Annotated in this window: 12 protein-coding genes; all 12 read left to right on the plus strand. The window is 59.1% G+C overall.

Going from position 1 to position 13,092, the window contains the following annotated elements; all coding sequences use genetic code 11:
• Positions 1-53 precede the first annotated feature (53 nt).
• The 12 genes from FFS64_RS10760 (at position 54) to fliG (ending at position 13,088) form a co-directional block, all read left to right on the plus strand.
• Positions 54-983: a ketoacyl-ACP synthase III gene (locus FFS64_RS10760; protein ID WP_095195731.1), complete on the plus strand. Its 930-nt coding sequence runs from the start codon at positions 54-56 to the stop codon at positions 981-983.
• Between the two features lie 243 nt (positions 984-1,226).
• Complete coding sequence (locus tag FFS64_RS10765) at positions 1,227-2,672, plus strand: flagellin (protein ID WP_137805371.1); 1,446 nt, start codon at positions 1,227-1,229, stop codon at positions 2,670-2,672.
• A 74-nt stretch (positions 2,673-2,746) separates the two neighbouring features.
• Positions 2,747-3,097: a flagellar protein FlaG gene (locus FFS64_RS10770; protein WP_137805372.1), complete on the plus strand. Its 351-nt coding sequence runs from the start codon at positions 2,747-2,749 to the stop codon at positions 3,095-3,097.
• An 81-nt stretch (positions 3,098-3,178) separates the two neighbouring features.
• Positions 3,179-4,564, plus strand: coding sequence for a flagellar filament capping protein FliD (fliD, locus tag FFS64_RS10775; RefSeq protein ID WP_137805373.1), 1,386 nt, complete (start codon positions 3,179-3,181; stop codon positions 4,562-4,564).
• A gap of 155 nt (positions 4,565-4,719) precedes the next feature.
• Entirely contained in the window at positions 4,720-5,115 is a 396-nt protein-coding gene (gene fliS / locus FFS64_RS10780) for a flagellar export chaperone FliS (protein WP_137805374.1), read from the plus strand.
• 17 nt (positions 5,116-5,132) lie between these two features.
• Positions 5,133-5,429, plus strand: a complete 297-nt coding sequence (fliT, locus tag FFS64_RS10785; RefSeq protein ID WP_095195815.1) for a flagellar protein FliT — start codon at positions 5,133-5,135, stop codon at positions 5,427-5,429.
• Positions 5,430-5,601: 172 nt separating this feature from the next.
• Positions 5,602-7,077, plus strand: coding sequence for a sigma-54 dependent transcriptional regulator (locus FFS64_RS10790; RefSeq protein WP_137805375.1), 1,476 nt, complete (start codon positions 5,602-5,604; stop codon positions 7,075-7,077).
• A gap of 128 nt (positions 7,078-7,205) precedes the next feature.
• Positions 7,206-8,411, plus strand: coding sequence for a PAS domain-containing sensor histidine kinase (locus tag FFS64_RS10795; protein WP_171017078.1), 1,206 nt, complete (start codon positions 7,206-7,208; stop codon positions 8,409-8,411).
• 5 nt (positions 8,412-8,416) lie between these two features.
• Positions 8,417-9,808, plus strand: coding sequence for a sigma-54-dependent response regulator transcription factor FleR (gene fleR / locus FFS64_RS10800; protein ID WP_137805377.1), 1,392 nt, complete (start codon positions 8,417-8,419; stop codon positions 9,806-9,808).
• A gap of 135 nt (positions 9,809-9,943) precedes the next feature.
• Positions 9,944-10,273 (plus strand): flagellar hook-basal body complex protein FliE, encoded by a 330-nt coding sequence (gene fliE, locus FFS64_RS10805; protein WP_137805378.1) that lies wholly within the window; start codon positions 9,944-9,946, stop codon positions 10,271-10,273.
• A 15-nt stretch (positions 10,274-10,288) separates the two neighbouring features.
• Positions 10,289-12,076 (plus strand): flagellar basal-body MS-ring/collar protein FliF, encoded by a 1,788-nt coding sequence (fliF, locus tag FFS64_RS10810; RefSeq protein ID WP_137805379.1) that lies wholly within the window; start codon positions 10,289-10,291, stop codon positions 12,074-12,076.
• The gene (fliG, locus tag FFS64_RS10815) at positions 12,069-13,088 is read left to right on the plus strand and encodes a flagellar motor switch protein FliG (protein WP_095195723.1); all 1,020 of its coding nucleotides are present in this window, start codon (positions 12,069-12,071) and stop codon (positions 13,086-13,088) included. The genes fliF and fliG overlap by 8 nt, the downstream gene beginning before the upstream one ends.
• Positions 13,089-13,092: the final 4 nt, after the last annotated feature.

Here is a 13,092-nt window from a genome sequence, read left to right on the forward strand (position 1 = left end):
GCCCTCGATTCAGCGAGCGGCGATGTTCAGCTGTTTATTATTGGGAAGCCATAATGATTGGCATAAAAAATATAGCGAGTTACGTGCCGACAGCCGGGGTTGATAACTACGCCCAGGGTGCAAAGTTCGACAAGGACGAAACCTTCATCCTTGGCAAGATCGGTTCGGCGTTTTTGCCGCGCATGGATGCCGATCAGGAAACTTCCGATCTGTGTGTCGAAGCAGCCAATGCGCTGTTCGCCGCCAGTCCCGAACTCAAGCGTGAAGCCATCGACTGCTTGATCGTCGTCACCCAGAACGGTGATGAAGAAGGTTTGCCGCACACCGCCGCAATCGTTCAGGACAAGCTGGGTCTGCCGACCCATGTCGCCGCTTTCGATATTTCCCTGGGCTGTTCCGGTTATGTCTACGGCATCTACGCGATCAAAGGCTTCATGGAAGCGGCGGGGCTGAAAAACGGCCTGCTGATCACCGCCGATCCTTATTCGAAGATCGTCGACCCGGAAGATCGCAACACCACCATGCTGTTCGGCGATGCCGCCACCGCGACCTGGATGGGCGAAGACCCGATCTGGCAGCTGGGCAAATCGAAATTCGGCACCGACGGTTCCGGTGCGCCACACCTGAAAGTCACCGACGGTGTGTTCTTCATGAACGGCCGCCAGGTGTTCAACTTTGCCTTGCTGAAAGTCCCGGCGCATTTGCATGAACTGCTGGACGAATCGCACTTGCAGGCCAGCGATATTGACGCCTTCTGCATTCACCAGGGCAGCGCGGCCATTGTCGATGCCGTGGCGCGCCGCTTCGAAGAAGGTGAGCCGGAGAAGTTCGTCAAGGACATGCTCGAAACCGGTAACACGGTCTCGTCGAGTATCCCGCTGCTGTTGCAGAACCATGTGTTCGATTCGAAGTGGACGCGTGTGGCCATCAGTGGCTTCGGTGTAGGCCTGTCGTGGGGCTCGGCGATTCTTTATCGCGGCTGATCGAATCCTTGCAATAAAAAACGCCCGGAAACCTAAGCTTCCGGGCGTTTTGCGTTTTCTGGCGCCGATTTTCTGGCTCCAAGGCCTTGAAAATAAAGGGCTGGCACCCTGCCACTAAAAAATTCAAAAAAAGCCCTCAAGCAAACCAGTGCCACGACGATAACTATTACGTAGGTTCTCTAGGCCAAACCCGACGGATGTCAGGGCCGGAAGCCGAAGTATCCATCCAACGAGGATTTCGTCATGGCTTTAACAGTAAACACTAACATTGCATCGCTGACCGTTCAGAAGAACCTGACCCGCTCGTCCGACGCCCTGCAAACTTCGATGCAACGTCTGTCTTCCGGCCTGCGTATCAACAGCGCTAAAGACGATGCGGCCGGCCTGCAAATTTCCAACCGTCTGACCAGCCAGATCAACGGCCTGGGCACTGCCATCAAGAACGCCGGTGACGGTATCTCCATCGCGCAAACTGCTGAAGGCGCGATGCAAGAATCCACCAACATCCTGCAGAAAATGCGTACCCTGGCTCTGGCTTCCGCGAACGGCTCGCCAAGCGCCGAAGACCGTAAGTCGAACAACGCTGAATACGCTGCTCTGACCTCCGAGCTGACCCGTATCGCTACCACCACTACTTTCGGTGGTCGTAACCTGCTGGACGGTTCTTTCGGTACCACCGCTTTCCAGGTGGGCGCCAATGCCAACCAAACCATCAACATGACTCTGGGCGACGTATCGGCTAACAACATCGGTTCCCAGCAGCTGAAATCCGTGGCCATCGCGCCAAGTGCTGCCGGTGTTGCCGGCGGTGCAATCGCTATCACCGGTGGCGGCCAAACCGCTAACATCGTTGTTGCTGCCGGTCAGTCTGCCAAGGCTACCGCTGCTCAGATGAACGGCGCTATTGGTGGTCTGTCGGCTACTGCCAGCACTGAAGTGAAATTCGGCGTCAACACCGCAGCCATCACTGGCGCTCTGCCAGGTACCGCCAACTTCTCCATTCAGGTAGGTACGGGGGCTGCGGTCAACCTGGTTGGTGTAACCGACACTGCTGGTCTGGCAGATCAACTGAAGTCCAACGCTGCCAAACTGGGCATCAGCGTTAACTTCAACGCCACTACCAACAACCTGGAAATCAAATCCGACACCGGTGAGAACATCATCTTCGCCGGCGCTGACGCCAGTGCTCAGGCTGGTATCACTGTTGCTGCAAAAAATGGTGCTGGTGCATTCGGTGCCGGTGTTGCCGCTACCGCCGCTGCTCTGCAAGTGACGGGTGCTGTTTCCCTGAACTCCACCAACAGCTACTCGCTGAACGGTGCTGGTGCTACCGGTCTGTTCGTGGCTGCCGGTACTACCGTCAGCTCGGCCAAAACCGTCGTCAGCAACACTGACGTGACCACTGCTACCAACGCGCAAAACGCTGTTGACGTGATCACCCAGGCCATTGCCAACATCGACTCCCAGCGTGCTGACCTCGGTGCGGTACAAAACCGTTTCGACAGCACCGTGTCGAACCTGCGCAGCATCTCGGACAACTCCACTGCTGCTCGTGGCGTGATCCAGGACGTTGACTTCGCGGCCGAAACTGCTCAGCTGACCAAGCAACAAACCCTGCAACAGGCTTCCACCGCGATCCTGTCCCAGGCTAACCAGCTGCCATCGGCTGTACTGAAGCTGCTGGGTTAATCCTGCGCTTTGATGACTGACGGAAGGGCGCGTTTACGCGCCCTTTTGTTTTTTTCATGATGAGGAGATCAGGCATGGACATGAGCGTCAAGTTGAACCAGTCCTATCCCGCCGTTGCCCCTCAGGGTGCAACGCCGAATGTCACTGACAAGCAGGAGCAGTCCAGGGCTGAAGTCGTTTCGGTCTCGAAGTCCGAGCCCAAGCGCGACGACCTGGAAAAGGCTGTCACCGATATTCAGGAATTTGTCCAGGCGGCACAGCGCAATCTGGATTTTTCCATTGATGATTCCACCGGCCGGGTCGTGGTCAAGGTCATTGCCACCGATACCGGTGACGTGATCCGCCAGATCCCTTCGGAAACCGCATTGAAACTGGCGCAAAGCCTGTCGAACGCCAGTAGTTTGTTGTTTGACGACAAAGTCTGAACTGGCATGAATTTTGTTGCTGTCACCGATTAAGACGTACTTAGTCAAGAAGTCGGCAGCCACTGGATAAGGAGAGAGATGATGGCGGGTACAACGGTTAGCGGTATTGGTTCGAACATCGATACCCAGTCGATCGTGAAGTCTTTGGTCGATTCCGAAAGGGCGCCGAAACAGACACAGATCAACAACCAAACGCTGAAAGCAACCACCTCGCTGTCGTCTATCGGCAAAATCCAGGCGGCGCTGGATGCCTTCCGTGGTGCGCTGGATAACATGAAAACCGCCTCCAGTTTCAGTGGCCTGAGCGGTTCGTCCTCTGACGAAAAAGTCGCCACCGTGACCACTGGTACCGGCGCGGCTGCAGGCAGTTTTTCGTTGCTGGTCACTCAGTTGGCAACCGCATCGAAAATCTCGACCAAGGTCTTTGCCGGCGGCGCTTCTTCGGTGGTCAACGCGGGTTCCGTACCCAGCACGCTGACTATCAAGCAGGGCTCCGACACCTTTGACGTCAGCGTTCCTGCCGGTGCGACCTTGCAGCAGGTCCGGGACTCGATTAACTCTCAGTATGCCAACAAGGGGCTGAGTGCCAACATCCTGACCGACGCCAATGGTTCCCGGATGGTGCTGACCTCGACTACCACCGGCGTCGGGACCGACCTGACCCTGTCGGGTAGCTCCGGTCTGGAAACCGGCACCTCGGTTCTCGCTCCTCCGCAGAATGCCAAGTACACGCTCGATGGTGTGGTGATGGAATCCAAGTCCAACACCATTGCTGATGCGGTCAGCGGCATTACCGTCAAGCTGACAGGGGTTTCTCCTGTGCCGTCCGGTGGTGGCGCGGCAACGCCAGCAACCATCACCGTTTCTGCGAACAGTTCGACACTGAAATCGTCGGTAAAGGGCTTTGTCGATACGTATAACGCCCTGATCAAGGCGGCCAACGCCGAGACTCAGGTGACCACCAATGCCGATGGTTCGGTGACGTCGGGCGCCCTCACGGGGGATGCCTCGCTGCGTTCCCTGCTGTCGGCGGTGCGCACCGAGCTGAACGCGATGGGTGGTAGCGGTCAGATGAAGTCTCTCGCACAGTTCGGCGTCAAGACCGACCAGAAGACCGGGTTGCTGTCGATCGACGACAAGTTGTTCGACGCCGCAGCGCAGACCAATGCCTCCGACATCAACGGCATTTTCAGCGGTGATACCGGTTTGTTGGCGCGCATGAAAAAGGCCACTGACAGCTTTGCCCTGAGCAAGACCGGCGTGTTTGCTGCGCGCTCGGCCAGCCTGACCGATAGCCTGAACGACCTGAAGAAACAGCAGGATTCCCTGGATGCGCGGATGGTCAGCCTGCAAGCGAGCCTGACGGCCAAGTACACCGCCATGGACTCCCTGGTGGCCAAGCTGCGGGCGCAGAGCGACAGCATCATGACCACGCTCAATGCGCTGAACAATCCGAAGTCTGACTGATCCGGATCAGGCATAAAAAAACCCAGGCAGTCTGTCATGACAGCGCCTGGGTTTTTTCATGGGTAGCGGGGCTGCGTTAAAGTTATGTGTCGACCAGTCGACATAAAGATCAGAGCACTCCTAATTCCAGCTGTTGTCTGTCACGAGGTAGAAACATGAACCCCATGAGAGCCCTTCGCCAATATCAGAAGGTCAATTCCCATGCCCAGATCTCTGAAGCCAACCCCCATCGCCTGGTGCAACTGCTGATGGAGGGTGGGTTGGATCGCATGGCTCAGGCCAAGGGCGCCATGGAGCGGGGCGACACCGCTCTCAAGGGGTTGATGATGGGCAAGGCCGTGGACATCATCATCGGTCTGCGCGACGGTTTGAACCCGGAAAAGACCGACGATCCGGCTTCGCTGCAGCAGCTCGACAATTTGTACGCCTATATGATGACGCGTCTGATGGAAGCCAATCGCGATAATAAGGTCGAAATCATCGACGAAGTATCGGGTCTGCTCGAGACCCTGAAAAGCGGTTGGGATGCAATAGCCAGCCCACAGGCCTGATGGCCGAGGATGACATCATGAGTCAAGCACTGCGGCGAATTGAAGAAACCCGTGAAGCCCTGGTCGATGCCCTGGCGGCACGTAACTGGGATGCCATCGGTGAACTGGATACGACCTGTCGCGAATGCGTCGACGAGGTGCTCAGTGAGGCACCGATCGATGAAGAAGCGCTGCGGACTAATCTGGAAGGGCTGCTGGCCGTCTATAAAGAGCTGTTGACCGCGACCATGGGCGAGCGTCAGGCGATAGTCGACGAGATGTCGCAGATCAACCAAGCGCAAAACGCGGCAAAGGTTTACCATCTGTTTGGTTAATTGACGCCAGTTAATCCAAACATAGTGCGCCATAAATTTGACTGTGCACGGTTTTTTGACTTAACTAGTGGCTGTTCCAGATTTCAGTCGTCTTCAGGCATGACCGTGCCTGCAAGCGTTTAGCTTGCCCCAGCATTTTGGGCATTGAGTTGACTAGGGAAGTTGCTATTGCATGTGGCGTGAAACCAAAATTCTGCTGATAGATGACGATAGCGTCCGCCGCCGCGACCTGGCGGTGATTTTAAATTTTCTTGGCGAAGAAAATTTACCCTGCGGTAGCCACGACTGGCAGCAGGCTGTCGGCTCTTTATCGTCTAGTCGAGAAGTAATCTGTGTCCTGATCGGGACGGTCAATGCTCCTGGTGCGCTTCTGGGCTTGCTAAAGACACTCTCGACATGGGATGAGTTCCTTCCGGTTTTGTTAATGGGCGATAATTCTTCCATTGACCTGCCGGAGGACCAGCGTCGCCGGGTGCTTTCCACGCTCGAAATGCCGCCCAGCTACAGCAAATTGCTCGATTCGCTGCACCGTGCCCAGGTCTACCGCGAAATGTACGACCAGGCCCGCGAGCGCGGTCGTCATCGCGAACCCAATCTTTTCCGCAGCCTCGTCGGCACCAGCCGAGCGATCCAGCACGTCCGCCAGATGATGCAGCAGGTCGCCGACACCGACGCCAGCGTGCTGATCCTCGGTGAGTCGGGGACCGGCAAGGAAGTGGTCGCGCGCAACCTGCATTACCATTCCAAGCGCCGTGAAGCGCCGTTCGTACCCGTGAACTGCGGGGCGATCCCGGCCGAGCTGCTGGAAAGCGAATTGTTCGGTCACGAGAAGGGTGCCTTTACCGGGGCGATCACCAGTCGCGCGGGGCGTTTCGAGCTGGCCAACGGCGGCACCCTGTTCCTCGATGAAATCGGTGACATGCCGCTGCCAATGCAGGTCAAGCTGCTGCGCGTGTTGCAGGAGCGCACCTTCGAGCGCGTGGGCAGCAACAAGACCCAGAGCGTCGATGTGCGCATCATTGCAGCGACCCACAAGAATCTCGAAAGCATGATCGAGATCGGCACCTTCCGCGAAGACCTGTACTACCGCCTGAACGTGTTCCCGATCGAGATGGCACCGCTGCGCGAGCGTGTCGAGGACATTCCGTTGCTGATGAACGAGCTGATTTCGCGCATGGAACACGAGAAGCGTGGCTCGATCCGCTTCAACTCTGCGGCCATCATGTCCCTGTGTCGTCACGGCTGGCCCGGTAACGTCCGCGAGCTGGCGAATCTGGTGGAGCGCATGGCGATCATGCATCCGTACGGGGTGATCGGCGTGGTCGAACTGCCGAAGAAATTCCGCTACGTCGACGACGAAGACGAGCAAATGGTCGATAGCCTGCGCAGCGATCTGGAAGAGCGCGTGGCCATCAATGGTCATACCCCGGACTTCAGCGCCAACGCGATGCTGCCGCCGGAAGGCCTGGACCTGAAGGACTACCTCGGTGGCCTGGAGCAGGGGTTGATCCAGCAGGCGCTGGATGATGCCAACGGCATCGTCGCGCGCGCTGCCGAACGGCTGCGCATCCGCCGTACCACGCTGGTGGAGAAGATGCGCAAGTACGGCATGAGTCGTCGTGATGGAGATGAACAGGCGGATGATTGACGCCTGTTTTTCAACTACCTCATTTATAAGCGGTTTTTTTTAGGCACGGGTATTGCTACACCCCTCGCAACGTTCCGTTTCACTGACGGTCAGCCAAGCGAGAGTGCACGATGCCCCAAGCCGCCCAGATGTCTCCTGCTCCAGATACCTCGGGGCAACCGTCGTCCGTAGAGCAGGCAAGCCGGCTTGGCCTCGAGCAGGCTTTCGCCCTGTTCAGTCAGATGTCCAGTCAATTGACCAGTTCCTACAGCATGCTTGAAGCCCGGGTTACCGAACTCAAGGGCGAGCTGGCGGTGGTAAGTGCACAGCGCATGCAGGAACTGGCGGAAAAAGAACGCCTGGCCAATCGTCTGCAAAACCTGCTCGACCTGTTGCCCGGTGGCGTCATCGTCATCGACGCCCAGGGCATTGTGCGCGAAGCCAATCCGGCGGCTTGCGAACTGCTGGGTCTGCCGCTCGAAGGCGAATTGTGGCGTCACGTCATTGCGCGCTGTTTTGCCCCTCGCGAAGACGACGGTCATGAAGTCTCCCTCAAGGACGGTCGACGCCTGTCGATCGCCACGCGCTCACTGGATGCCGAGCCCGGTCAGTTGGTGCTGCTCAACGACCTGACTGAAACCCGTCATCTGCAGGATCAATTGGCCCGTCACGAGCGTCTGTCGTCCCTCGGTCGCATGGTGGCGTCGCTGGCCCATCAGATTCGCACCCCGTTGTCGGCCGCGTTGCTCTATGCCAGTCATTTGACCGAGCAGCAATTGCCGGTCGAAACCCAGCAACGTTTTGCCGGTCGCCTCAAGGAGCGCTTGCATGAGCTGGAGCATCAGGTGCGCGACATGTTGGTATTCGCCCGCGGCGAATTGCCTTTGACCGACCGTGTAACCCCTAAACAGCTTTTGCAATCATTGCAGGCAGCAGCACTGACCCATGTGCAGGGCATGCCGGTCCGCTGGCAGTGCGACAGCCATGCCGGCGAGTTGCTGTGCAATCGCGACACCCTGGTCGGGGCGCTGCTCAATCTCATCGAAAACGCCATTCAAGCCAGCGCCGGTGACGTGCGCCTGAAGGTCCATCTGTATACCCGCGACAGCCAATTGCGCCTGTGCGTCAGCGACAGCGGCAGCGGTATCGACCGCGCCGTGCTGGCGCGCCTCGGCGAGCCGTTTTTCACCACCAAGGCTACCGGAACCGGCCTCGGCCTGACCGTGGTCAAGGCCGTGGCCCGTGCCCATCAGGGAGAATTGCAATTGCGCTCGCGCCTGGGGCGCGGCACCTGTGCGCAGGTGATTCTGCCGCTTTTTTCTACTGAAAAACTCAGCGTTCAGGGAGCGGAGTGAAGGTCATGGGTATCAAGGTTCTGCTGGTCGAGGATGACCGTGCATTACGCGAAGCGCTGGCCGATACGCTGTTGCTCGCCGGCCATGCTTACAAGGCCGTGGGGTCGGCTGAAGAGGCCTTGGCCGCCGTCGACGTCGAGGCGTTCAACCTGGTGGTCAGCGACGTCAACATGCCGGGCATGGATGGTCATCAACTGCTTGGCTTGCTGCGCACGCGTCAGCCCCAACTGCCGGTGTTGCTGATGACCGCTCACGGTGCCGTAGAGCGGGCGGTGGATGCGATGCGTCAGGGCGCGGCGGATTATCTGGTCAAGCCGTTCGAGCCCAAGGCCTTGCTCGATCTGGTCGCGCGACATGCCCTGGGCAGTCTCGGTACCACCGACAGCGAAGGGCCGGTCGCCTTCGAGCCGGCCAGTGCGCAACTGCTGGAGCTGGCCGCGCGCGTGGCGCGCAGCGATTCCACGGTGTTGATCTCCGGCGAATCCGGGACGGGCAAGGAGGTGCTGGCGCGCTATATTCACCAGCACTCCCATCGTGCCGGCCAGCCGTTCATTGCGATCAACTGTGCGGCGATCCCGGACAACATGCTGGAAGCCACGCTGTTTGGTCACGAGAAAGGCTCGTTCACCGGTGCCATTGCAGCGCAAGCGGGCAAGTTCGAGCAAGCCGATGGCGGAACCATCCTGCTCGACGAAATTTCCGAAATGCCCCTGGGCCTGCAAGCCAAATTGCTGCGCGTGTTGCAAGAACGCGAGGTCGAGCGGGTTGGCGCGCGCAAGCCGATCACCTTGGATATTCGCGTGGTTGCAACCACCAACCGTGACCTGGTCGCAGAAGTGGTGGCGGGGCGCTTCCGTGAAGACCTTTACTATCGCCTGTCCGTATTTCCGCTGGCGTGGCGTCCGCTGCGCGAGCGTACCGCCGACATCCTGCCGCTGGCCGAGCGCCTGCTGGCCAAGCACGTCAATAAAATGAAGCATGCCGCGGCGCGATTGTCGCCAGAAGCGCAGGCGTGCCTGATCGATTACCCGTGGCCGGGGAATGTGCGCGAACTGGATAACGCGATTCAGCGCGCATTGATCCTGCAACAGGGTGGTTTGATCCAGCCCCGGGACTTCTGCCTGACCGGACCGGTCGCCTGCGCGCCTCTGCCGGTTTCGATGCCGGCGACCACGCCTGTACGCGCCGTGGAGGTCGAGTCTGAATCTGCCGGGGCACTGGGCGACGACCTGCGCCGCCGCGAGTTCCAGATGATCATCGATACCTTGCGCACGGAGCGTGGCCGGCGCAAGGAAGCGGCGGAAAAGCTTGGCATCAGCCCGCGTACCTTGCGCTACAAGCTGGCGCAAATGCGTGATGCGGGGATGGATGTGGAAGCCTATCTGTTCGCCACTTGAGAGATAGCGCAAACGTTTGATTAGCTTTTCTGAAAGGTGCCTGCGAGCTGGCACCCTTGTTGCTAACACCTCACTACCCGCCGAGTGAGTGTCAAAAAATTGCGGGTCGCCAACGACGCGTCAAAGAGAGAAACCATGAGCCAAGGTATTGAATTCAATCGGTTGATGCTGGATATGCGCGCCATGCAAATGGACGCCATGTCTGCGCCGAAATCGACTGCCGCCGCCCCTGAACTGAATGGCAGCAGCTTTTCCGACATGCTCGGTCAGGCCGTCAATAAAGTGAATGACACCCAGCAGGCGTCCAGTCAGTTGGCCAATGCCTTCGAGATCGGCAAGAGCGGCGTCGACCTGACGGACGTGATGATTTCTTCGCAGAAGGCCAGCGTGTCGTTTCAGGCGTTGACCCAAGTGCGTAACAAGCTGGTTCAGGCTTACCAAGACATCATGCAGATGCCGGTTTAAGGACGAGATTGAGTCATGGCAGAAGCAGTCGCCGATAATGTTCCGGCCAAGGCCACACCCATAGACGGCAAGCCGCCGCTGTTCGGGTTGTCCTTCCTGGAAAACCTCTCCGAGATGACCATGTTGCGTCAGGTGGGCCTGTTGGTCGGCCTGGCTGCGAGCGTGGCGATTGGTTTTGCCGTGGTGTTGTGGTCCCAGCAGCCGGACTATCGTCCGCTGTACGGCAGCCTTGCCGGTATGGACGCCAAGCAGGTCATGGATACTCTGGGCGCCGCCGATATTCCCTATACCGTTGAACCGAACTCCGGTGCCTTGCTGGTCAAGGCCGAAGACCTGTCCCGTGCGCGCCTGAAACTGGCCGGCGCTGGTGTCACTCCCAGCGACGGCAACATCGGTTTCGAAATTCTCGACAAGGATCAGGGCCTGGGTACCAGCCAGTTCATGGAAGCCACCCGCTACCGTCGTGGCCTCGAAGGCGAACTGGCCCGCACCATCTCCAGCCTGAACAACGTCAAGGGTGCCCGCGTGCACCTGGCGATTCCGAAGAGTTCGGTGTTCGTGCGCGATGAGCGCAAGCCGAGTGCGTCGGTTCTGGTTGAACTCTATTCCGGTCGCTCGCTGGAGCCGGGCCAGGTCGTGGCCATCGTCAATCTGGTGGCGACCAGTGTTCCCGAACTCAGCAAATCGCAGATCACCGTGGTCGACCAGAAGGGCAACCTGCTCTCGGATCAGGCGGAAAACTCCGAACTGACCATGGCCGGCAAGCAATTCGACTACAGCCGTCGCATGGAAAGCATGCTCACCCAGCGTGTGCACAACATCCTGCAACCGGTGCTGGGCAACGATCGCTACAAGGCTGAAGTGTCCGCCGATGTGGACTTCAGTGCCGTCGAGTCGACTTCCGAGCAGTTCAACCCGGACCAACCGGCGTTGCGCAGCGAGCAGTCGGTCAACGAACAACGTACCGCCAGCAATGGTCCGCAAGGTGTGCCGGGTGCCTTGAGCAACCAGCCACCGTCGCCGGCTTCCGCGCCGCAAACCACCGGCGGCAGTACTGCGGCGGCGGGCATGGTGCAGCCAGGCCAACCGCTGATCGATGCCAACGGCCAGCAAATCATGGACCCGGCCACCGGTCAGCCGATGTTGGCGCCGTACCCGGCGGACAAGCGCCAACAATCGACCAAGAACTTCGAGCTTGACCGTTCCATCAGTCACACCAAGCAGCAGCAAGGCCGATTGAATCGCCTGTCGGTGTCGGTGGTGGTGGATGATCAGGTCAAGGTCAACCCGGCCAATGGCGAAACAACCCGCGCGCCGTGGACTGCCGATGAATTGGCGCGCTTCACACGTTTGGTCCAGGACGCGGTTGGTTTCGACGCCAGCCGTGGCGACAGTGTCAGCGTGATCAACATGCCGTTCTCCGCCGATCGCGGGGAAGTGATTGCCGACATTCCGTTCTACTCCCAGCCGTGGTTCTGGGACATCGTCAAGCAAGTACTGGGTGTCTTGTTCATTCTGGTGCTGGTGTTCGGCGTGCTGCGTCCGGTACTCAACAACATCACCGGTGGCGGCAAGGACAAGCAGCTGGCCGGCATTGGCAGCGACGTCGAGTTGGGTGGCATGGGTGGCCTGGACGGCGAACTGGCCAACGACCGCGTCAGCCTCGGCGGCCCGACCAGCATCCTGCTGCCGAGCCCGAGCGAAGGCTATGACGCACAGTTGAACGCCATCAAGAGTCTGGTGGCAGAAGACCCGGGTCGTGTGGCTCAGGTCGTGAAAGAGTGGATTAACGCAGATGAGTGATAACCGAGCCGTTGCCGCCAAACTGACCAAGGTCGACAAAGCCGCGATCCTGCTGCTGTCCCTGGGCTCTACTGACGCTGCCCAGGTGCTGCGCCACATGGGACCCAAGGAGGTCCAGCGTGTGGGCGTGGCCATGGCCCAGATGGGTAACGTGCACCGCGAGCAGGTCGAGCAGGTGATGAGCGAGTTCGTCGACATCGTCGGCGACCAGACCAGCCTGGGCGTCGGCTCCGACGACTACGTGCGCAAAATGCTCACCCAGGCCCTGGGCGAAGACAAGGCCAACGGCCTGATCGACCGTATCCTGCTGGGTGGCAACACCAGTGGCCTCGACAGCTTGAAGTGGATGGAACCGCGCGCGGTCGCTGACGTGATCCGTTACGAGCACCCGCAGATCCAGGCGATCGTGGTGGCGTATCTCGATCCGGACCAGGCCGGTGAAGTACTCGGCAACTTCGACCACAAGGTTCGGCTGGACATCATTCTGCGGGTCTCTTCGCTGAACACCGTGCAGCCGGCGGCGCTGAAAGAACTCAACCAGATTCTCGAGAAGCAGTTCTCCGGCAACTCGAATGCTTCGCGCACCACCCTGGGTGGCATCAAGCGCGCGGCCGACATCATGAACTTCCTCGACAGCTCGATCGAAGGTCAGCTCATGGACTCGATCCGCGAAGTCGACGAAGACCTGTCCGGTCAGATCGAAGACCTCATGTTCGTGTTCAACAACCTGGCCGATGTCGACGACCGCGGTATCCAGGCGCTGCTCCGCGAGGTGTCCTCCGACGTGCTGGTGCTGGCCCTCAAGGGCTCGGACGAAAACGTCAAAGAGAAGATCTTCAAGAACATGTCCAAGCGTGCCGCCGAACTGTTGCGCGACGACCTCGAAGCCAAGGGCCCGGTACGCGTCAGCGACGTGGAAACCGCGCAGAAGGAAATCCTCACCATCGCCCGCCGTATGGCCGAAGCCGGAGAAATCGTTCTCGGCGGCAAGGGCGGCGAGGAAATGATCTAACACC

The sequence above is a fragment of the Pseudomonas sp. G(2018) genome (assembly GCF_005502415.1).
GTDB lineage: Bacteria > Pseudomonadota > Gammaproteobacteria > Pseudomonadales > Pseudomonadaceae > Aquipseudomonas.